General features: G+C 60.4%; 15 protein-coding genes. 7 read left to right on the top strand and 8 right to left on the bottom strand.

Annotation, left to right across the window (positions count from 1 at the left end):
- Positions 1-18 precede the first annotated feature (18 nt).
- The 5 genes from F3J08_RS11810 to F3J08_RS11790 all read right to left on the bottom strand — a co-directional run bounded on the left by F3J08_RS11810 (position 19) and on the right by F3J08_RS11790 (position 11,215).
- Complete coding sequence (locus F3J08_RS11810; RefSeq protein ID WP_166930152.1) at positions 19-2,028, bottom strand: S9 family peptidase; 2,010 nt, start codon at positions 2,026-2,028, stop codon at positions 19-21.
- A gap of 8 nt (positions 2,029-2,036) precedes the next feature.
- Complete coding sequence (locus tag F3J08_RS11805) at positions 2,037-5,345, bottom strand: efflux RND transporter permease subunit (protein WP_166930150.1); 3,309 nt, start codon at positions 5,343-5,345, stop codon at positions 2,037-2,039.
- 89 nt (positions 5,346-5,434) lie between these two features.
- Complete coding sequence (locus F3J08_RS11800; RefSeq protein ID WP_166930148.1) at positions 5,435-6,400, bottom strand: SDR family oxidoreductase; 966 nt, start codon at positions 6,398-6,400, stop codon at positions 5,435-5,437.
- A 10-nt stretch (positions 6,401-6,410) separates the two neighbouring features.
- The gene (locus tag F3J08_RS11795) at positions 6,411-9,854 is read right to left on the bottom strand and encodes a YhaN family protein (protein WP_166930146.1); all 3,444 of its coding nucleotides are present in this window, start codon (positions 9,852-9,854) and stop codon (positions 6,411-6,413) included.
- Positions 9,851-11,215: a DNA repair exonuclease gene (locus tag F3J08_RS11790; RefSeq protein WP_205206961.1), complete on the bottom strand. Its 1,365-nt coding sequence runs from the start codon at positions 11,213-11,215 to the stop codon at positions 9,851-9,853. The genes F3J08_RS11795 and F3J08_RS11790 overlap by 4 nt, the downstream gene beginning before the upstream one ends.
- Before the next feature lie 77 nt (positions 11,216-11,292).
- Here F3J08_RS11790 and F3J08_RS11785 point away from each other — a divergent pair, with 77 nt between their 5' ends.
- Entirely contained in the window at positions 11,293-12,975 is a 1,683-nt protein-coding gene (locus tag F3J08_RS11785; RefSeq protein ID WP_166930142.1) for a Na+/H+ antiporter, read from the top strand.
- A 45-nt stretch (positions 12,976-13,020) separates the two neighbouring features.
- Here the strand turns inward: F3J08_RS11785 and F3J08_RS11780 are convergent, their stop codons facing one another.
- From F3J08_RS11780 to F3J08_RS11770, 3 genes are all read right to left on the bottom strand, one after another.
- Positions 13,021-13,920 (bottom strand): sugar phosphate isomerase/epimerase, encoded by a 900-nt coding sequence (locus tag F3J08_RS11780; protein ID WP_166930141.1) that lies wholly within the window; start codon positions 13,918-13,920, stop codon positions 13,021-13,023.
- Between the two features lie 362 nt (positions 13,921-14,282).
- Complete coding sequence (locus F3J08_RS11775; protein ID WP_122040536.1) at positions 14,283-15,473, bottom strand: mechanosensitive ion channel family protein; 1,191 nt, start codon at positions 15,471-15,473, stop codon at positions 14,283-14,285.
- A 223-nt stretch (positions 15,474-15,696) separates the two neighbouring features.
- Entirely contained in the window at positions 15,697-16,647 is a 951-nt protein-coding gene (locus F3J08_RS11770) for a bile acid:sodium symporter family protein (protein WP_023979911.1), read from the bottom strand.
- A 417-nt stretch (positions 16,648-17,064) separates the two neighbouring features.
- Between F3J08_RS11770 and F3J08_RS11765 the strand changes: the two genes are divergently transcribed.
- From F3J08_RS11765 to F3J08_RS11740, 6 genes are all read left to right on the top strand, one after another.
- Positions 17,065-17,604 carry a phosphate-starvation-inducible PsiE family protein gene (locus F3J08_RS11765; protein WP_023979910.1) on the top strand — a complete coding sequence of 180 codons (540 nt, stop codon included), beginning with the start codon at positions 17,065-17,067 and terminating at the stop codon, positions 17,602-17,604.
- Positions 17,605-17,814: 210 nt separating this feature from the next.
- On the top strand, positions 17,815-18,474 hold the full coding sequence (locus tag F3J08_RS11760) for an NUDIX domain-containing protein (protein WP_166930139.1): 660 nt from the start codon (positions 17,815-17,817) through the stop codon (positions 18,472-18,474).
- Between the two features lie 152 nt (positions 18,475-18,626).
- Entirely contained in the window at positions 18,627-19,397 is a 771-nt protein-coding gene (locus F3J08_RS11755; protein WP_166930137.1) for a DeoR/GlpR family DNA-binding transcription regulator, read from the top strand.
- 58 nt (positions 19,398-19,455) lie between these two features.
- The gene (locus F3J08_RS11750) at positions 19,456-20,448 is read left to right on the top strand and encodes a sugar kinase (RefSeq protein WP_081866880.1); all 993 of its coding nucleotides are present in this window, start codon (positions 19,456-19,458) and stop codon (positions 20,446-20,448) included.
- Positions 20,445-21,695: a D-tagatose-bisphosphate aldolase, class II, non-catalytic subunit gene (locus F3J08_RS11745; protein WP_166930135.1), complete on the top strand. Its 1,251-nt coding sequence runs from the start codon at positions 20,445-20,447 to the stop codon at positions 21,693-21,695. Before F3J08_RS11750 ends, F3J08_RS11745 begins: the two co-directional genes overlap by 4 nt.
- Before the next feature lie 122 nt (positions 21,696-21,817).
- A complete protein-coding gene (locus tag F3J08_RS11740; RefSeq protein ID WP_166930133.1) occupies positions 21,818-22,615 on the top strand; it encodes an L-iditol 2-dehydrogenase in 798 nt (265 codons plus the stop codon).
- Positions 22,616-22,721: the final 106 nt, after the last annotated feature.

The following is a 22,721-nucleotide window of genomic DNA, read 5'->3' as shown; positions in this document are numbered from 1 at the left end:
CAACGTTCAGGGCTGCGCTCAGTTTGCTCCGTTCTTGCCGGAAGCGCTTCCATTCAGATAGCGGCTGAACCATGCCAGCATACGTTTTTGTGCATCGCTCGCATGGTCGTGACCGCGCATCCCGTGCCCTTCACCGGGATAGATCACAAGGCTGGTCGGAATCCCGAGCGCGCGCAAGGCATGGTAGAACTCGAGACTTTGTGCAGGCGGACATTCCACATCATTGGCTCCGACGTAAATAAAGGTCGGCGTCCTGACTTGCTTGATGAAAGTCATGGGCGAGGAATGGGCATAAATGGCCGGGTCATCATAGACCGTGGCCCCGAAAAAGGGCGGCATCCAGGCATCGATACCATTCTGGCCATAATAGGACTGCCAGTTGGCGATGCCGCCACCCGCTGCCGCGGCCTTGAAGCGGTTTGTCTGTGTCACGATCCACATGGTCATGTAACCGCCATAGGAATAGCCGGTCACGCCCAGACGGTTTTCGTCGATGGGGGCGGTCTTTTCCAGCGCATCGATGCCGCGCTGGATGTCGCGCAGATCGCCGTGACCGAAATCGCGGCGGTTGGCCATGGTGAAGGCTTCGCCCTGGCCATAACTGCCGCGCGGGTTGGGCAGGAACAGATCGTAGCCAGCATCGAGCAGCACGGCCGCATCGCCGGTGGGACGCAGGAAGCGGGGTGTGACGGCCGATGAAGGGCCACCATGAATGATGGTGATCATCGGCACCTTGCCGTTGCGGGTCATGGCGGCGGGGCGTGACCGGGGTGCAAGGTGCCAGCCCTGTACCTTGAATCCGTCACTCACCCAGCTGACGCTGGAGGCAGTGTAGGGTACGGTCTGGCCGTCATTGGAGTGCGTGAGTTGCTGCCATGCCCCAAGGCGACCGGTCCAGATTTCAGGCGGGCTCGTGAAGCTCTGGCGTATCACGACACTCTGGTCGCCTGCGCAGGTCAGACGGGGTTCGCCACCCCCATCGGAGAGCAGGCCATCTGCGCTTGCCATGAGGGGAGGCTTGTCATCGATGGACCGCATGACGGTCATGGGGCCTGCAATGGTCGAGGCGATCAGGCGCCCCTGACACCAGCTCAGCCCGGTTACCGTAGCCTTGAGGGTGCGCGTCAGATTGACCGGCGCGGCCTTGGGTCGTGACAGATCGAGCTGCAAGGCATCACCGCCAAAGAACCCGAAATCGCTCATCAGTCCTGCGACGAAGCTGACACTCCGGCCATCGGGTGAGACGAGCGGCAGGCCGATCTGCTGCGAGAGCGGGTGGGTGTACAGCACCTGTTCTTTTGAATCGGCGAAGCGCGACAGATGCGCCGACCACCAATGGGCATCACCATTGCCCGGTGCTGCCGTGCCGATGAAGGCGGGGGTGCTGTCGGGTAGCCAGTCATATTCGTAGACATACAAACCATCAGGCGACTGCCAGTGAAGACCGTCCTTCTCGATGGTTGCGATGCGCTGCTCGTCTTCCGTTGCGTCGATCTCACCCGTCTCGGGCGCACCAGCCTGCAGGGCACCGGGGTCACGACGGGCATTGGCAATGGCGAGAACGGCAAGGCCCCCCTTGGGGCCGTAGCGCAGATCCTGAAGCGAGCCCGTGAATTTCATCAGGCTGGTTACGGTCTTGCCATCGGCAGTAACGCTCAGGATTTCACGGTTCTGGGTGTTCTTGTGGCGGATGATGAAAGCCAGACGGGTTCCATCGGGGCTCCAGCTGGGGCTGGAGGGCGCACAATCCTTGCAGGGTAGCGCAACGGTTGTGACGTGACCATCGGGCAGGGTGCGGATCACAAGGCTGGCCGGTGCCGCCTCGGCAGTTCCCACGGCCTCTATGTTGTCGAGTGAGGCCAGAGAATGGCCATCGGGCGAAAGCGCTGGCGCAGCGTAGAAATGCAGCGGTGCCGCCTGTGCCTGTGCGCTTGCCAGGGTTACGCCGCCGAGGGTCGCGCTCCCCATCCCGAGAGAGAGCAGAGATGTGCCGAGCAGGCGGACCCGCGACAAGGAAAGGAGCGACATGATCGGCGTCAGCTTTCGGATGAGAGGGGGGTGGAAACAGGGCGCCCTGCCGGGCGGGACGGGAAAATGCGATGCCATGTTCTCGTGCCGAAGCGGCCGATGGCATCCATGTAAAGATAGACGACCGGGGTGGTGTAAAGCGTGAGCAGCTGGCTGATGAGCATGCCGCCCACAATCGCGATCCCCAGCGGGCGGCGCATTTCCGACCCATAGCCGTGACCTGTCATCAGCGGCACCGCGCCCAGCGCGGCAGCAAGGGTGGTCATGAGAATGGGCCTGAAACGCGTAAGGCAGGCTTCATAGATGGCTTCGCGCGGGGTGTGCCCCAGTTCCTTCTCGGCATAGAGCGCGAAATCGATCATCAGGATCGCGTTCTTTTTCACGATGCCGGTCAGCAGGATCATGCCGATCATGGCGATGAGACTGAACGACTCTCCTCCAAACCAGAGCCCCAGAATGGCCCCGATACCGGCCGAAGGCAGCGTGGAGAGAATGGTAAAGGGATGGATCAGGCTCTCGTAGAGAATCCCGAGCACGATATACATGGCAAAGAGCGCTGCCACGAAGGCGAGCAACTCGTTGATCAGCATGTCCTTGGTCTCACCGGCAAGCCCTGAGAACTCGCCTGTCAGACCCGCAGGAGCACCCATATTCTTGAGTGTATCCTCGATCAGCTTGCGGGCATCCTCATAGGTCTTGCCATCGATCAGGTCGAAGCTGATGGCGGTTGAGGTCATGCCATCCTGATGATCGATTTCCATCGGTGTCGGCTCCATGACCAGATCCGCCACGTTGATGAGCGGGATCATGGTCTCGACCGATGAGGCAACGGCCGAACCGTTGGAGTTGTTACCGGTAATCTGGTTGGCAATCGCGTTGCGCAGTGAGGCCTGGCTGAGTTGTGTGGCGGTCGAGGCCGTGCTGCCGCCCGCTGTGCGCACACGGATCTGGTTGGAGCGCACAGCACCTGCCGGCGTGCCGGAGGCGGTGGAGATCCACGTACTGCGAAGCTGCTCGGGTGATTCACGATAGGCGCGTGCCACCTCCATCACCACGGAATGGGTGGTGAGTTCGGTATGGATGCGTGACGCCACAGTCTGGCCATAGGCATCATAGAGCACATTGCCCACAAGCTGCGGTGTCACCAGATAACGCGATTCGGTATCGCGCCGGAGTTTGACATGGACCGACGCGCCATGACCCTCGATATTGGTCATGACGGAAGACATCATCTTCTCCTTGCGCAGTCGGGCCACCAGGCGCGGCACCCAAAGCTTCAACTCGGCCACATCCTGATCGCGCAGCACATAGCGGAAGGCACCGCTGCGGTGCTGACCGCCGCCGCCATTCGGGTCGCCTGCCGAGAAGAACGAGGTGCGCAGGCCCGGCATGTCACCAAGCTTCTTGCGTATGCTCTCCACAATCTGCGTATCGGTACGCGTGCGGGTGCGCTTGTCGCTCAGCCGGGCGAAAAGCTGTCCGTCACTGCTGCTGTTGTTCCAGCTCGTGACAGACAGCACATCGGGGTCATCCTTCATCACCGCACCGACATACTTGATGCGCTTGGTGATCTCGCTGAACGACATGGTGTCGTCACCGCTGATCGACCCACCCACCAGCGCGATATCCTGCGCAGGAATGCCTGTCTTGGGCATGAGAACGATGGAGGCCACCAGCGCGATAAAGCTCAGCGGCAGGGTGAGAAAGGTCAGGACGTGATGGCGCAGGGCGACACGCAGCGTTCGGCCATAGAGGCCGATAATTCCCTCCAGCGCCCAGTCGATCGCCCGCAACACCCGGTCTCGCAGGGTTTTTCCGGTAGGTTCTTCATGCTCCACGTCCAGCCAGTAGGCGCACATCATGGGCGTGAGAGTGAGGGACAAGATGAGGGAGATGAGAAGCGCCGAGACGATGGTCATGGCGAACTCGAAAAAGATCGCGCCGACCTGACCAGGGATGAACAGGAGCGGGATGAACACCGCAATGAGCGAGGCCGTGATCGACAGGACCGTAAAGCCGATTTCGGACGAACCGCGCAGGCTGGCGCTCATGCGATCCATGCCCGCCTCCATATGGCGGGCGATGTTTTCCAGCACCACGATAGCGTCATCCACCACGAAACCGACCGCAATGGTAAGCGCCATGAGCGACATGATATCGAGAGTGAAGTGCTCCCACTTCATGACGGCAATCGTGCCGACAAGGGCAATCGGCACGGTCACGGCAGGGATGATGGTCGAGCGCAGACGGCGCAGAAAGACCAGAATCACCCCGATCACGAGAATGATGGACACGCCAAGCGTCAGCTGTGTGTCGTCCATCGAGGCGCGTATGCTCGATGAGAGGTCAATGGCCGTATCCATCTGGACACCGGGAGGCAGAACCGAACGCAGCACGGTCATGCGTTCCTTCACGGCATCGACAATCTTGACCGTATTGGCCTTGGGCTGCCCGCGCACGATAAGCGTGATGGCGCGCTTGTTGTTGAAATACCCGGCCTGATAGAGGTCCTGAACGCTGTCGGTCACCTCGGCGACGGAGGACAGCTTGATGGGATTGAGATTGTTGCGGTAGCCGATGATCAGGTCACGGTACTGAGCCGCGTGCTCGGCCTGGTCATTCGTCTCCAGCATCATGCGCTGGCCGCCCGAATCAAGAAATCCCTTGGGCGTATTGGCGTTGGCCGATGCAAGCGCCTGACGCACGTCCTCGAAACCGATACCCCATTTGTAGAGGGCATATGGGTTCACATCGACGCGTACGGCGGGGTCGGCGGAGCCCACGGCCTGCACATGGCCCACGCCCTTGATCTGCGCCAGCAGGGGTTTGACGCGTATCTGCGCGAGATCATACAGCTTCGGCAGCGTCATCACGTCAGATGTCAGGGAAAGCAGATAGACCGGCTGTGAGGTCGGATCTTCCTTGTAGGCAAAGGGGTCACGGTCGAGCGTGCCCTGCGGCAGGTCGGCCCGCGCGGCACGCAGGGCGGCCTGCACGTCACGCAGGGCACCATCGATATTGCGTGATCCCACAAAATCGACCCGGATATAGGCAAAGCTGTTTTCGCTGTCGGACTCGATCTGCTTCACCCCGGCAATCTGGCCTAGATAGCGCTCGAGCGGGGTCGTGACAGAGCTGACCATCTGCTCCGGGCTGGCGCCGGGCTGCTCGATCTCGATATTGATCGTCGAGGAGCCGATGTCGGGCAGGTTGGCAACCGGCATCAGCGGATAGCAGATGGCTCCGGCTGCGAGCAGAGACAGGGCGAGCAGAATCGTCGCCACGGGGCGCATGATGAAGAGACGACACAAATTCATTTCGCCTCCATAGCAAAAAATTCGGAGGAATACTTCGTATCAGCGTGTAACCCGGTTATCTTTTCGTCATCTTGTCACAATGACCCTCTTCAAGGGGGCGTGTCGGCGCCCGCCCCGTCTTCAGGTGGCCTCATCCTGACGGTCAATCGGGCGTTCCCGGGGGGGGGGGGGGATGCGGGGTTGGAAGGCGTTGTGGGGGTCGGAGGGGGCATATCCTTGCAGGCCGGATTATCGATGCCCGGCATGGAACCCGGTCGGCCTGTCGGCTGATGCTGATAGTAAAGTTCGGCCAGACGCACGGGCAGGATGTCCATGAAGCGTGACCCAAGCACCAGCCAGGAAGGGAAGATGATACGTCTCTTTCGTCGGGCGAGGCCATGCAGGATATGGGCCGTTGCGTTTTCGACACGCATCAGGCCCGGCATGGGAAAGTGGTTCTGCGCGACCATGGGAGTCGCGACAAAGCTGCAGCACACGCTCGACAGATAGATACCGGCACGGCGGCTATAGGCCCCGCTGGCCACAAGGAAACGGTCGAGCGCGGCTTTCGAGGCTGAGTAGGAAGGGGTGCCGGGATAGGAGACCAGGCCGGCCACCGAGGCAATGGCACAGATCTGACCCCGTTGTTTGCGAAACTGCCCCATTTTGCGCAGAGGCTGGTCGCGCATCCGCGCCATCATGGGCAGGATGGCATTGAGTGCGCCATCCATATTGACCGCCATCATGCGCCTGATCTGGTCGCCTGTCTCAAAGGCCGCGCCGTCCTGGTCCACCGCGCTCACGCCGCCAGTAACCCCGGCGCAGACCAGAACCAGATCGACGTCGTGTTCTGCACCCTGCGAACACCATCGCGTCATCGCCTCACGATCCGTGACGTCAAGACAGGTGATGTGGGCGGTTGCCCCTTTCTCCATGCAGCCCTGCCGGGTGGCTTGCAGCCCCGTGGCATTGCAATCGGCAAGGTAGAGGACGCAATCGGGCGCAGAGAGCGCAAGGGCAAGGGCACGGCCGATACCCGAAGCCGCGCCGGTAATGAAGATCGTACGATAATCCATGCAGGCAAGACTATACGCTGTGTCGTGTTGCGCCAAATGAGGCGGCCATGTCGGCCAGATGGGCGTGATGGGTCAGAAACAGGATCTGGTTGCGCTGCGATTGCGCGGCGAGCGTTCTGAAACCGGCCTCGGCACGGGCCTCATCGAAAGTGATGAACAGGTCATCGGCAATGAAAGGCAGGGTGATGCCGCGCGCTTGCGCCTGATTGAGGGCCGCAAGGCGCAGGCTCAGAAAGAGCTGGTCGCGTGTGCCTTCGCTCATGGCACCGGGGCGGATCAGTTTTTCATCTTCCAGCATCGCAGCCAGTTCAGGCGCCCTGCCATCCTCGGCGATGGTAAGCCTGCGATATCGCCCGCAGGTCAGCGCAGCAAACAGGGACTCGGCCGATTTCAACAGGGGGTTGGTGTTCTCGTCGCGCTGAAGGCGCGCCACATGGCTCAGGATCATCGACTGGATACGCGCACTGGCCCAGGCCTCGGCGGCATTGGCCATCTCGGTGCGGCAGGTCTCGATATCCAGGGCGGCATCACGGGCATTATGAGCCTGTTCGATCTGGCGCATGTCATTGGCGATTTCACCCTGACGTTTGAGGTTCTCCTCACGGCGGCGCTCGGCGGCTTCATAGTCACTCGTGAGTTCAGAGAGGCGAAGGCTTACGAGATCGGGCGGCAGGGTTCTGGCCTGTTCCTGAAGCTGATCGAGTTCAGGGGCATCGCGCTCCAGAGCGATACGACGCTCAAGGGCTGTTTTTTCATCCAGCGCTGCCTGTCGGACCTTTTCATGCTCGATCCGCACGCGAAGCTTTTCGATCATGGCCGCATCCACGCTCCCTGTTGCGGGTTCGTGATCCGGCATCCTGCGCGCGAAAGCGAGGAAGGCCTGTCGCAGCACCTCGCAGGCGTTCTGTGCCTCCTTAAGGGCTGCAAGGTTTCGTGCCAGATCGGCATCATGAGCAGCAGCCTTGTCACGATCCGTCCGGGCGGTGCGCAGCAGGGTGGCAAGACGGTCGAGACAGGCTGCGCTATCGAGATGGCTGAGGGCCTCATGCCCCGGCAGGTTTTTTGCGAAAGCGGCAATGGCACGGCCGAGCGCGTTATCAGCCTGTTTCTGGGCTTCAAGGGTCTGATGCAGTCGGGCGGCTTCGCTTGCAGCACCGTGCAGGGCCGAAAGACGGTCGATGGCTTCTGCCGATTGCAGCGGGATGATTGCCGTTGTGCTGCTGTCGGTACCGGCCTGCAATGACCATTCCGCTTTAAGCGCGGCCTGTTCGTCGTGCAGGGATTGGGCTTTTCTGAGTTCGCTCTCCAGACTGCGCTGCTCCTGCTCGATATCGGCCCGGATGCGGGCCAGACGATCGGCTTCCTGCTGCCATGTCTGGCGGCGCGCCTGAGCCCAGACCAGCGCATCGCTGACAAGGGTGAAGTCCGGCATGTCAGGCAGGACATTGCGCAGGATGTCGAGCGCAGCGCTGTGTTGGGCGGCACGTTCGGTCCGGCGCATGATCACCTGCTGCACGGCGTCATGGTTCCTGAGTGCCGTGGCACGCAGGGCCAGCCAGCCGCGCAACCGTTCCGGCTCAAGCACCGGCAGGGCGCGATTCGCGCATTCCTCATGCCAGGATGCGGTCGTCTTTTCGGTTTCTGCCCCAAGGGCATCGCGCTGTGTGACGAGATGCGCACGATCGAGGGAAAGGCGTTCGATTTCCTGTTCGATCTGGGTAAGTTTGGCCGATTCCTCGGCCTCGTCGAAGCGTTTGTCGGCCAGATGATCGGCATGGTCGCGTGCCTCGATGAAGGCGCTGCGTGCTGATCTGTCACGGGAATCATGGGCGAAGGCCTCGAACAGGGTGTCGCGCTGGGCTCTGGCTTCTTTCAGAGCGCCGAGCGAGACGATCTGCCGTTGCTCCAGATGGGTTCTGGCGAGATTTTGTCGCGCCAGAGCATGACCGACAGTGTCGAGCGCTTCATTCAGTGCAGCGTCGCGGCTCTGCAAATCACGCCACAGGCGGCTCTGGGCTTCCAGTGAGGGGGCATCGGGGATAGCCATACCCTGCAGCGCGTCGATCGTACCCTGCCAGGGGGCGAGGTCGCGCCATGACTGGGCGAGGGAGGTCTCTGCAGCCTGTTTCTCGCGATCAAGGCTGGCCAGTTCGGCATCGATGCCATCGCGTCTTTCAGCCTGCTGCAAGGCGATCTGCAGCGAGGAAAGAGGGCGTGTTTCCTCAGCGCCGGCGCGCGATTTTGCCAAAGCGAGGCGTTCCTCGGCGGCGAGACGCGCCGTACGGGATTCGGCCTCGCGCTGGATCAGCATATCGTGACGCAGGGCGAGGGGGCGCAGCCTTGCGAGGGATTCAGGTGTGGGAAGGGCCGAAAGAATTTCCTCGTATTCTCCGCGCAGCCCTTCGCGGCGCAGTGAGAAATCGAGATCGGCCAGTTTCTGCTCCTGCTCGGGCCAGCGACGTCTTGCCGGGGCAAGGTCGTGCTCCTGCCTTTCCAGCGCGTCGATTGTCGCTTCATGGGATAGAAGGGCGAGATCGGGGGTGCAGGCTGCCCGCATGGAGATAAGGCTTTCGCGCAGCTCCGCCAGCCGGTCGGCTTTCTGCTGCGCAGCGACAAGACGCCCCAGTTGTTCGTCAAACAGGGTGTGATCGTCTGGCGAGAAAACCGGGGGTGGTTCAGCTTCCAGCGAGGCTGTCAGTGCAGCATGTCGTTCAAGGTCGCCTCGCAGCCGGGTCAGGCGCTCGAGCCCGCTGCGCTCGGCCAGGGTCTCGCGCAGCAGGCCCTGGATCTGGCCAAGTGACGCCGTCACCTCATCAGATTCGCGGTTGAGCGCAGTCCAGCGCTGGCTGTCCTTTTCTGCGGCAGTCAGGCGTGTGCGGGCATCGGTCAGGCGCGTACGCAGGGCATTAAGCCGCGTGCCGCGTCCGTTCTTCTTCCACAGAGCACCTGATTCAGAGTCAAGCTGGTCAAGCACAGACTGAACGTTCTCAAGCCCGAACCCCGCGGCCAGAAGCTGCTGGCCCAGATCATCCTCAAAACGTGCCATGGCATCGCCACCAAGGCGCAGGCGCTGATGATCGAGGCTCCACTGGCGCTCGAACGCCGCACGGTCCACACCGCCCAGACAACGGATAAGCCCGTTTTCATCAAGCGGTGTCGTGCCATCGGGTGCCAGAAGGGTCTGCTTGGTGCCGCGCTTGCGGATCGCGCCGAAAGAGTGCCCGTCATGCTCCATCACACCGCCGATGCGCAGCTGGGCGGCATCAAAACGCCAGTCCTGCGCCTTGTTGTGCGGAAAGCCGAAAAGCAGATCGCCTATCGCCTGAAGCGTCATGGATTTTCCTGCCTCATTCGCCCCGTACAGCACGTGCAGATCGGTTTGAGACGCCGTGAAATCGTAGTGGCGGTCGGCAAAGCGGCCATAGCGGATCAGATCAAGCTGCGCGATTCTCATGGCGTCTCTCCCTGCGTGGCGTCACGCAAGCTGGAAAGGCCCTTGGGATCGTATCCCGCATCATGGGAGGCCTCGTTCTCCGAATGGCCGGAGAGCTTCTCACAGAGCGCATTTTCCAGCCCCGGCAGAATCGCGGCCCAGTCGCGCCGCTCGATATGATCGAGCAGGGAGTTGGGCGCGATTTCACCGAGGTTCAGCGTCTTGAGGCACAGATCAAGATCGCGGCCGATATCGTCCAGAAGCGCAGCATCCTGCGTGGCACGATGGATCAGGGCGGAAAGGGCGCTGTCATCCGGCAGGACGCCATCGGAGGCACCTGAACCCGATGCCATGAGCGGGGCTGTGTCGAGAACGAGTTTTTCCAGCTCAATTTCGCCGCCACTCATGGCCGCGAGATGCTGAATTGTTTCGCGCAGCGACGCCCCCTGACGCCTGAGCGTGTCATGCAGGGCGGTCTGGCCACATAGAACGAGACGCAGCACGCAAAGATGATCGGGATGAGCGCGGGCGATATCCTGAAACAGGGCCCCGACATGCTGATGCAGATCGGGCTCGTGGATGAAATTGGCGCAGTCGAAACGCGTTTCGACCCAGCGCACCACATCGCAGGGGACTGGATCGATCGAGGTCACACGATGGTCCTCGACCGTGACGAGCACGACGCCTTTCTCGCCTGTTTCGCGTATGTGACGCCCCTGAAGCACGCCGGGATAGACGATCGGCGTGCCGTTATCGAGAATCATGCGCTCATGGACGTGGCCCAGCGCCCAGTAATCATAGGCTTTGGCACGCAGCCCGTCTGGCGTGCAGGGGGCATAGGTCTCGTGCTCGCCATGACCTGAAAGTGACGTGTGCAGAACCCCGATATTGAAATATCCCTCCACCGGTGCGGGATAGGCAGGGGTCATATCATGCGGGACATGGCGATCGGCAAAGCTCTGGCCATGCAGGGCAACGCCAAGGGAATCGATGAGAAAACTGCCCGGTTTGCGCGAGGGAAAACGGTCGATCCCCTGCTGCAGTGGCAGGTCGCGCGTCAGGATCGAGGCGGCATCATGATTGCCCTGAAGCAGAAAGACGCGGATGCCGTGCCGGATGAGCCGACCCAGCGCCTGGGCCATGTAGCGTCCTGTGCTGATCGTTTTCCAGTTGCCGTCATACAGGTCCCCTGCGATGACGACGAACGCCACATTATGAGAGATGGCGATCTCCACCATATTGTCGAGTGCTCGTCGCGAGGCATCGCGTATGCGCTCCATGGACAAACCGTCATGACGTTCAAGCCCGCGAAGTGGGCTATCGAGATGAAGATCGGCGGCGTGCAGAAAGCGGAACGAGCTCATGACCGCATTGTAGCGCATTCATGTGCGTTGCGCGCCGTCGGAAAGAAGGAAGCGCTGCATGCCGTGCGGCGGGACACCCGGACATCGCCTCAGTCATGATTCCTGCCGATAATATCCTGCTTCTTCTCCTGTTCGCTGCGGCAAGCAGTCTGCTGGCCAAAGCACTGAAAAACCGCATTCCCCTGCCGCTCATCCAGATCGTTCTGGGTGTGGCGGCAGCCCTTCTGGGCGTCAGGATAGGCCTGCGTCCTGACCTTTTCATGCTGGTCTTTCTGCCGCCACTGCTTTTTGCCGACGCGTTTCGTATGCCGTTGCGCGAATTCCATGAATTGCGCGGCACGATCTTCTTTCTGGCCTTCGGGCTGGTCGTGTTCAGCACCATCTGCTGTGGCTACGCCATTCACTGGCTGATCCCGACGCTCGATCTGCCCTGCTGTTTTGCGCTCGCCGCCGCGCTCTCACCTACCGACACAGTGGCGGTGTCGAGCCTGCTGGCGGGAAAGCATGTGCCTGAGCGCATGATCCATGTGCTTTCGGGTGAGGCGCTGTTCAATGATGCTTCCGGGCTGGTCTGTTTCCGCTTCGCCACGGCGGCCGCCATGACGGGGGAGTTCTCCTATCGTCAGGCCTTCGATTCATTTCTGCTCGTGGCGTTTGGTGGCCTCGCGATCGGGGCGGTCATTGCCTATGTCTCGGCGCGCCTCAACCGGATTCTGCTACGACGTGGTTTCGATGACCCGCCCTTGCAGATCACGCTCATGATCCTGCTGCCTTTCGTGACCTATATCGTGGCCGAGCGGGTGCATTGCTCGGGTATTCTGGCTTCTGTTGCGGCCTGCATGGTCATCAAGATGATGGGCATGATCGAGGAGACCAATACCGCCACGCGGCTTCAGGCCACCACGGTCTGGGGTATGGTCAATTACATTTTCAATGCGCTCATCTTCCTGCTGCTCGGGCTGCAATTGCCGGCGCTGATGCGGGGTGGGGTGCAGATGGCGCATGAGCGGCAGGTTTCCATCCTGCAATTGCTGGCCCTGATCGGCGCGATCTATCTGATCATGACCCTGCTGCGCTTTATCGGTATCTGGTGCTCCATCCTGCGCCGTTGGCTCGTGGCCCGATGGAGCCATACGCCGTTTGTCTGGCCCGATTTTCTGGGTTCCGTACTGCTCACCTTTGCAGGGGTACGCGGGGCCGTGACACTGGCGGCCGTATTGTCATTGCCTGCGCTTGGGAGTGACATGGGGGCGTTTCCCTCACGTGACCTGCTGATCACCATTGCGGCAGGGGTCATTGTAATCTCGCTGGTCGGTGCCGGGCTGCTCATGCCGCTTTGCATCCTGTTTCTGCCCAAGCGCGGCATGGAGCGCCATGCGGCAGAGGAGAACGCGGCCCGTCAGGCCCTGCTCCATACGGCCGTCACCCTTCTGCATGATGAAAAGACGCGTTGCACACAGGACAGCCAGGCGGAGCCAGCCGATAATGCGCTCAGGATTGATGTGCTGGACCGGCTGGAGCAGAATTATCAGAACCGCCTGAGCCAGATCGATGAGGCGCCACAGGCTTCGCTCATGAGCCGCAGCCTGTCATTGCGCCGGGAGAGGCTGGAGCTCGCGACCCGCCTGCTGCTGCTGCGGGCCCAGCGCCAGACCCTGCACCGGCTGTTTGTGGAGCGGGGAATCAACGATCAGACAGAATGGGAACTGCAGCAGGAGCTCGATTTCGAGGAACAGCTTCTGCGCTCGCGCGTACAGCGCCTGCCGAAAGACATCTGACATCAGGCGCGGTACTGGGGTAAGCCGCGCCGGGGGTGTGCATCGTCACATCATACCGCGTTGAGTCAGTTCCTTGCGCATGGTGCTGAGCATGAAGCGCGTGGAGTCCTCTGCCCTGTCTTCCCAGGCAAACACACAGGAGGAGAGAACCCCGTCAAAACGGATCTCGGCCAGCGTGTCGAAGAACGTGGCCCAGTCAATTTCGCCCTGCCCGATATCGAGATGCTGGTGCACCCGCACCTTTGCGCCCGGCGGGTTGACGATGTAGCGCAGCTCTGACGACTTGCGGTGGTCGAATGTATCAGCCACCCGGATATGCACCAGAATATCTGCTGCCTCACGCAGCATGGCCGCCATATCCTCACCGTAGAAAAAGGTGTGCGGCACGATGTAGGACATCCTGACCGCGTCCGAGCCGATATTGCGGATGATATCGATGGCCGGATGGAAGGTTTCGACCCAGTCTTCCGGATGCGGTTCGAGAGAGAGCGTGATGCCCGAGCGCTCCAGCAGAGGCACCAGATCATCCATCGAGCGCCAGAAAGCGGCCTCGCAGGTTTCGGGCGTGGCGATACCGGGCGGCAGGCCGGCTGCGCGTTCGGGCGAGGTGCCGCGACCGAATTCGGACACCATGATCCTGCATTCCATCTCCGAGGCAATCTCGATGGCGCGGCGCCAGTAGCGCATGGCGGCCTGACGTTCTTCCTCGATCGGACTGGACCAGCGATACATGGGCTGAAGCGTGGTGAGCTCGGTTCCGTTATCGCGCAGCGCTTTCCTGAAGTCGCGTATGCGTTGGGACGTGGCGCGCGGCATCACCCACCAGTCCAGAAAATCGGCACGGGGCGAGAGCTCGATGCCATCAAATCCGTATCCCGCCGTCGCACGGGCGATATCGGGCAAAGAGAGATGGCGCTGCATATAGGGGTCAAGAACCAGTTTCACCTTTGGGCTCCTCCTTCAGGACAAACCCGCTCTGGCTGCTTGCTCCCTTGCATACGCAGGCGAGAGGCTTGTGTCAGCGTCGGGTTCGACTGCGAGACCCTAGGCAGAACGTCTGTCGCGGCAGGGTGAAAAACTGATCGAAAACCATCATTTTTCACGCCGGTCCCCGTGAGGGGGGCGTGTTATGCTGGGAAACCGCCGGTGAGGCATGTTGGCCTCACGAAGGATTTATCCCAAGGGCGCCCTGACGAGCCTTTGTCGGGGCTTGTGGCGTGATGATCAGCGCCGCTGATGAAGCGCTGATCCTTGTGGAACGCGTGTCTGATCCTGTTCGACGTCAACCGGTGTCGCAGCGGTCAGGGTCAGCGGCGTGTCTGGATATCGGGCCCGTTATACTGGCCACTGCCCATGACGCCGCCCGGACCGGGCCGGTTGACCGGAGGTGATACCAGCGAGTCAGGCCAGGCAGGTTCAGCGGGTGCGCCGGGCACGATAGCCGTCCGGCCACGTGGCAGGGCTTGCGGGAGTTCCTCACGCAGGCGCTTGAGCATGCGCTCGCGCAGGTCGCAGCAGAGATTCCACATGCCATTGGCGTCAACAGCTCCCGCAATGAGGCGGATGGAGATCACCTGCGCATTGCTGTCAGCCACCTGACAGCCAACCGAACTCATGTCGCGGTCCCAGTCGGGTGATTTCTCAAGCTCTTCGTGAAAGAGGCGACGGACCTCATCGACCGGCGTCTGATAATCGAGCCACAGAAACAGCGAGCCGATGAGCGAGGGAGAGCTGTGCGTCCAGTTCTGGAACGGGTTCTCAAGGAAATAGGCAATAGGGACAATATAGCGTCGGCGATCCCATGTGCGCAGCACCACATAGGTCGCGTTGATCTCTTCCACATAGGCCCAGTCACCATTGAGGATAAGCATATCCTCCATGCGTATGGGCTGGGTGATGGCAATCTGGATGCCTGCAATGAGGTTGGACAGGGCAGGACGGGCCGAGAGACCGACGACCAGCGAGGCGGCACCCGCCGAGGCGAACAGCGACACGCCATACTGACGCACGGATTCAAACACCATGAGCGCGGCACCCACGGTGATCACCCCGCAGGTAATCTCGATCAGGCGGCGCAGGATGCGGATCTGGGTCTGGTGCGAGCGAACCGTGATATCATCCACATGCTCGCGGTTGGCGATGCGATCGAGATATTTGTCAGTGCCGAAGCGGAACGCCTTGATCAGCCCGAAACCGATGGTGATGATCACGGCAAAAGCGAAGAAATGCGCCAGAAACTGGATGGTGGTGGGGGCAAATCCCGTCGTGGCCGGCAGGGCCGCAGAGGCCGCCACGATCATCAGCAGCAGGCGCACATGGTTTTGCAGCCTGGCGATTGTCTCGTGAATGAAGGCGATGCGACGCAAACCCGGCAGACGCGGCAGCGCCTCGGTAATCAGGCGACTGAAAAGCAGGGCAATGAGCGCGGCGGCAACCAGCAGGAGTGTTGACGCCACTGATGGCGGGAGCCAGTCGAACCATGCGAGAAGTCTCGACATGGAGTGCACATAGTCTTGCTTGATCACAGGCTTTCCTTCTTCACTCGGGACGACGGAGTGTTTTGCTATCACGTTACCGTGATGTCGCAAAACCGGCGCATGAGAGGGTTAACCCCTTATGTCGCCAGCGTTTCCCATGAAAGAGCGGTAAGGAAAGGCGTACAGGTGACGACGGCGCCCGGATGGAAAGCGCCGCTCCAGCCTCGCGCCTGGTGTCTGTGCGTTAAGCCTCCGGACGTGAGGCGAGGCGTCGAGCCAGCAACGTGCACACGAAAAGCTGGATCTGGTGATACATCATGAGTGGCAGCACGACCGTGCCGACCACGGACATCGGAAACAGGATATTGGCCATCGGCACACCGGTGGCGAGCGACTTCTTCGAGCCGCAGAGCATGAGCGAGATGCTGCTTTCTTCCGAAAAGCCAAGTGCGCGACCCATCAGGCGCGACAGGAGCAGAACCAGCCCCAGAAGCACGATATCGAGCCCGGCGGTCAGGGCAAGGTCAGGAAGCGATACGCGATGCCAGATCCCTTCCACCACGGCATGGCTGAACGCCGTATAGACCACCAGCACGATGGAGCCGCGATCGCTGAGCGAGAGCAGTTTCTTGTTGCGGTGCGCCCAGGCCCCGAGGCGCTTGTGCAGCAACTGCCCGATGCCGAAGGGCAGCAGAAGCTGGGTTGCGATATCCACGATGGCATGGGCCGACCAGATATTGCCTTTCTGCACGATAAGCCCAACCAGAACAGGCGTGGCTACGATACCGAGCAGGTTCGACAGCGTGGCTGCACAGATCGAGGCAGGCACATTGCCTCTCGCGATAGAGGTCAGCGCAATCGAGCTTTGCACGGTTGAGGGCAGGCAGCACAGAAAAAGCACCCCATGCCACATATCGGGCTTGAGCAGACCCGGCATGAGGGCATGAAGCACAAGACCCAGCACGGGAAAGAGCAGAAACGTGCAGGACAGCACGCTGCCCTGAAGCCGCCAGTCACGTACGCTTTCCAGCACGGCCTCGGGCTTGAGCCTTGCGCCCTGCAGAAAGAACATCAGGGCGATAAGCAATGTGGTCAGTTTCGACAGGATGACCGCCACAGGCCCCGAGCAGGGGAGGAAGGTGGCCAGCACGATGGCGGCGATCAGACTGAGCAGAAAGGGGTCGAGTTTGCGCATGGTGAGCGATTTCCACCGCAACACCTGTCTTTGGCAAGAGGGAGAAAACGCCCCGGACATCTGAAGGGAAATGCAGGTTGTGCCTGTTATGCTTCAGAGTGGCACCGGATGCCCTCCTCCGAAGCGATTGTCCCAAGCCGGAACCGTGCAACGCGTAAGGCTGGAGGCCTCGAGAATGACGGCTCTGTAAGGTTTGTTCAAAGACGGGAAAGGGACATTATTATGATTTTGATGTATAAATACATATTATCTATATTATGATAGTAAAACATAAAATTTATCATGTTTATATTTTGAATATCATTTGCGTATCGCGTGGGCGATATTACGAAAAGACAACCATTCTGCGGGTGATGTGTCTTTGCGGCTCTGGTAAGAGTGAGGGCTTACTCCTCACTAAGATATTATCGACAGCCCATGATCAAAAGTATCCCCGGTTTCTTCAAGGTCTCAACGCTCTTCGATCTGTTCGAGGAATGCGCCATGCTAATTCTCACGCTCTGCGTCATGGCCGTGGCGACGCTTGGGCTTGTGCATGTCGTCTATGCTGTTTTCGAAATGGTGCGCTCGGCAACTCTGGTTCCATCCAACCCCGCTGTCCTGCAATCGCTGTTCGGCCTTTGCTTTACAGTGCTGATTGCGCTGGAGTTCAAACATTCCATTCTCGTTGCACCGGATACACCGTCTCACAGCCTGGTCAGGATGCGTTCCGTACTGCTGATCGGCATGATGGCGACAGTGCGCAAATTCATTGTTCTCGACCTGAGCGCAGTGGATGTCATGGGGGTTCTGGCGCTGTCGGCCTCGGTTTTGTCTCTCGGTATCTGCTACTGGCTGGTACGCAGCCGCAAACCTGTTGCCGATAGTGCGGCACCCGGCGTCATGCTTCCCGGTGCTGTCGCGACCGTTATGCCACCGGGGGCCGGTCATCCCGGCTCGACGCACGAGACAGTCTGAGCCTTTCCATCGCCGCGATGCGGCCATCCGGCCCTTGATATGCCGCGTCAGACCTGCTTCCCATCCATGCCATGCAGCCCCGAGTTCCCTATGCGAGGCAGGGTGTGCGAAGGTTGTTCTCACCCGGATGTCCGATCCGGGCAGGGTAGGGGATGTGAGCTTGCGGGCGCAGGCCGTGACACGCAGAGTCGGGCAGAGGGATTGATCGCCATGACAGGAACGCCTTCTGACAAGCCTGATCGCTCTGGTGAGGAGGCTGCGCCCGGCAAATCTCCCGATGACCGTATCACGATCCTCTCGACCCGGCTTCTGGCCAATGACTGGGGCGTTTTGACACGTTACACGCTGAGCTATCGGCGCAGGAGCGGCACGACTCAGGTCTTTACGCGAGAGACGTATGATCGTGGCGATGGGGCCGCGATCCTGCTTTACGATGAGGAGAGGCAGGTGGTCCTGCTTACCCGACAGTTCCGATTTCCAGCGTATGTCACAGGGCATTGTGAGGATCTGATTGAGGTTTGCGGCGGCCTGCTCGATCACGATGACCCGGCCACCGCCATGCGCCGTGAGGTTGGTGAGGAAATGGGGGTCGAGATTGGTGAGATAACCCCCATAGGGTGCTATTATATGAGCCCCGGATCGGTGACCGAGCGCATCCATTTCTTCACCGGGGCTTACAGGCCCGCGATGCGGATCGGGCCGGGCGGCGGCCTGGAGGGGGAGGGCGAGGAAATCGACGTGATGGAAGTCGCGTTCCCTGAAGCCCTGCGCATGATCGATGACGGACGTATTCTGGATGCCAAGACGATCCTGCTTTTACAGCATGCGGCAATCAAGGGTCTTCTGAGGGTTCGAGGCGCAGGGCGATAGGGTGGTTTCCGGCTCGGCGGCTGACCCGATGATAACGGACCAATGTGCATATCCTGACACAACCCTGTGATGGCCTGTCTTAACTGCTGACAAGCAAAAGACGATGACTTACAAAACGAAAGATAGGTTTTCGTTTTGAAAGATTCTTGACCATGTCGATGGGCGTGAACAGCGCGACTCTCAAACGCCGTCTGGGGATTGTCGATGCCGTAAGGCGCGCCGGATTCATACGGACCGAGGCGCTGGCGAGTCAGTTCGACGTCTCCATGGTGACGATAAGGTCAGACCTTGCCTATCTGCAAAGTCAGAATCTCGTCATCAGAACAAATGGCGGTGCCCAGCCGGCTCACGATTATGCTGTCGATGCGCCTCTGGATGAGGGGCCCACCCTGTATGAGGCCCGGGCCCTGGCGCGTGCTGTCGCCTTCAGGCTCAAGCCAGGGCAGTGCGTTTTTCTGGACAACACGCAGGCCGCTTCTTTCGTGCCGGTCTATGCGACAGCCGAAAACCTGCGTTTCGTCGTCAACAGCTTCGAAACCTACCATATGGCGAGCCGGACCAGCGATGCGGCGGTCTCGTTGCTTGGTGGCGAGTATGACCGGCTGGGATACCCGCTGATCAGCCCCGCTGCCGATCATGCCCTGTCTTTCTATGATCTGGATCTCGCAGTCATTTCGGCAGCCCAGATCAGCAAGCGGGGTTTCACCTGTCTCGATCAGACAGGCAGCTGTCTGGAGAGTGCCATCATCCGGGCGCGGCAGGTCTTTCTGCTGACTGACCGCCTCGATCGGGATGATGAGGATGGTCATGTTCTGGTCTGGCGCAAAACCATGTCGGTTCTGCATGGGGGCACACCGCCCGATGGCGCGGTGCTGTGCGAGGACTGGTCTGTTTTTGCAGATGACACCGCACCCTCCGGCTGAGCGCCCTGCCGGAGCCTTTTCCTTTTCTTCTGTTTTCCCCTTCGATGGATAACCGATCATGGCATCCAGTTTTCTGATGGACCAGTCCCCGGACGCGCCGCGTTGCATCATCACAATCGGTGAGATTGTGGTCGAGATCATGGCCGAGACCCAGGGGACGGGTTTTCTCGAACCGATGGCCCTCAAGGGGCCTTACCCTTCGGGCGCACCGGCGATCTTCATTGATCAGGTCGCTCGTCTGGGTGTGGAGTGCGGTATCGTCTCGGCGGTCGGGCGTGATGATTTCGGCACGCTCAATATCGAGCGGCTGAGGCGTGATGGTGTCGATGTTTCTGCCATACTCAGCGTGGACAGTTTTGCAACAGGCAGTGCGTTCGTGCGCTACCGGCCCGATGGCAGTCGCGATTTCGTCTATAACATCCGCCAGTCTGCCTGCTCGCAAACGGGCCTTCACGAGGCGGCGCGTGGACTGCTCAAGCGCGCGACCCATGTCCATGTCATGGGGTCCTCACTGTTTTCCTTTCCGATCATCGATGCCGTGACGACCGCTGTGCATCAGGTCAAGGCGCAGGGTGGAACCGTTTCATTCGACCCGAATATCCGCAAGGAGATGCTCGACATCCCCGATATGCGGGCAGCCCTGCAATTGATGCTTCAGGAATGCGACATCTTCCTGCCAAGCGGTCCCGAACTGCTCCTGTTCAGCAGTGGCACGACGCAAGAGGCCGCCATTGCCGAGATCCTCGACATGGGCGTTTCTGAAATCGTGCTCAAACAGGGCAGTGAGGGCGCGACCTGCTTTTGTGCCGACAAGACCGTCCACGGTGCGCCGTTCCCGGCGCAGGAAATCGACCCGACAGGCGCGGGCGACTGCTTTGGCGCGACCTATGTCACATGCCGCCTGCTCGGCAAGACGCGCGAAGACTCGCTGCGCTATGCCTGTGCCTCCGGGGCAAGGGCTGTTTCGTTTTTCGGCCCGATGGAAGGTACGTCCGATTTCGCGGCGCTCGATCAGCTTATTGCAGGCCAGAACACGGGAGAAAAAGCATGACCGGTTCGCTCATCTCGACATTGCGGGCGCGTTTCGACCAGGGCGACAAGACAGCTGTCACCTCGGTATGCTCGGCCCATCCCCTTGTCATTGAGGCCGCCCTCCTCCATGCGGCATCGCATGGCAAGGCTGTACTGATTGAGGCGACCTGCAATCAGGTCAATCAGGAGGGCGGTTATACCGGCATGACGCCTGCCGATTTTCGCGATTACGTATACGGTATCGCCGATCGGCTGGGCTTTGCGCGTGAGCAGATCATTCTGGGCGGGGATCATCTCGGTCCGAATCCGTGGAAGTCGCTTCCGGCAGCACAGGCCCTGCAAAAAGCCTCCGACATGATTGCCGCTTTTGCCGAGGCGGGATTTACCAAGCTGCATCTCGACGCCAGCATGGGTTGCGAGGGTGAGGCCGAGCATCTGCATGATGCCATTGTGGCAGAGCGGGCCGTGATGCTGGCCAAGCGAGCCGAATCCGTCGCACTGGGGCGGCCCGTCTATGTGATCGGTACGGAAATTCCCACACCGGGCGGGGCGACCGAAGCCCTCGATCACGTTACGCCCACCACACCGGACGCAGTTCGTGCGACCTATCAGGTACATGAAAACGCCTTCCGCGAGGCGGTGCCCGAGGCCTGGTCGCGCGTGATTGGCATCGTGGTGCAGCCCGGTGTGGAGTTTGGCCATGAGGATGTGGTCATTTACCAGCCCGAGCAGGCCAGCGCGCTCGTTGCCACATTGGCCCGTCTGCCGGGTCTGGTTTTCGAGGCACATTCGACCGATTATCAGCCGGGCACGGCGCTGGCACGACTGAAGCAGGACGGGTTCTGTATCCTGAAGGTCGGGCCGGAGCTGAGCTTTGCCCTGCGTGAAACGCTTTACGGGCTGGATGCCATACGCGGCTTCATCGACCCTCAGGCAGTGTCGCTGGTCGGGACGATGGAAAAGACCATGCTCGATGCGCCCGCCAACTGGCAGAGCCATTATCATGGCGATGCGATGGAGCAGCGTATCCTGCGCCATTTCAGCTATAGCGACCGTATTCGCTATTACTGGCCCGAACCGGCCGCCGAACAGGCCGTGACAGCGCTGATCCAGTCGCTGGAACAGGTGTCCATTCCTGAAACCATGATCAGCCAGTATCTGCCCCGGCTTTTCGAGCGCGTGAAATCGGGTGCGCTTGCCGCCGAGCCTCGGGCTCTTCTGATCCAGTCGGTTCGCGACGTGCTCGAACGTTACGAGACGCTTTGAATCGTGTGCCTGGTGCGGGGGCCTGGAGAGACAAGGATCCCGCAAGACCCGTTCGGCCTGTCTGACTTTACCTGAATCAACTGACCCATCCGTCATTATCTGATGACCATAGGAATCACGACATGAATGACACCACCGCCCCTCAGGGCAAGCCATTGCAGGATCGTGTTGCGCTCATTACAGGTGCCGCACGCGGTATCGGCCGCGCTCTTGCCGAGCGCTATGCACGCGAAGGTGCGCACGTTGTTATCGGTGACCTGAACGAGGCAGGTGCGATCAGCGCCGCTGCCGAACTCGGTGCCGATCATCTTGGCGTTGCACTCGATGTAACCCGACAGGAGTCCATCGATGCCGCGCTGGCGGCCATTATCGCGCGTTATGGCCGTATCGATATTCTGGTCAATAATGCCGGTCTGTTCGATCTCGCTCCGACGGTCGAGATCACGCGCGAAAGCTACCATCGCGTGTTTGCCGTTAATGTCGAAGGGCTGCTTTTCACGCTTCAGGCGGTCGCACGCCAGATGATCGCGCAGGGTCATGGCGGCAAGATCATCAATTTTGCCTCGCAGGCCGGTCGCCGTGGCGAGCCATTGGTGGCCATCTACTGCGCCTCGAAGGCAGCCGTGATTTCTCTTACCCAGAGCACCGGGCTCGATCTCATCAAATACGGCATCAACGTCAATGCCATTGCACCGGGCGTGGTCGATAACGAGCACTGGGATGACGTGGACCGCCGCTTTGCCCAGTACGAGAACCTGCCTCTTGGTGAAAAGAAGCGGATCGTCGGCGCATCGGTACCGTTCGGACGTATGGCGCGTCCTGACGAGATCGGGGGGCTTGCGGTTTTTCTGGCCTCGAAGGATGCCGATTATATCGTCTCGCAAACCTATAATATTGATGGCGGCAACTGGATGAGCTGAGGCGCGATCGTTCATCGCGCTTTCCTGAGCGCATGGGGGGCCTTGTGTGCCCCCCTGTCAGCGTTCAGCCCGGTCTGATTTTTCCGGAACACTGAAACGACATGCT

The sequence above is a fragment of the Asaia sp. As-1742 genome (assembly GCF_011753235.1).
Taxonomy (GTDB): Bacteria; Pseudomonadota; Alphaproteobacteria; order Acetobacterales; family Acetobacteraceae; genus Asaia; species Asaia bogorensis_B.
This window is presented reverse-complemented; position numbering and strand designations above follow the sequence as displayed.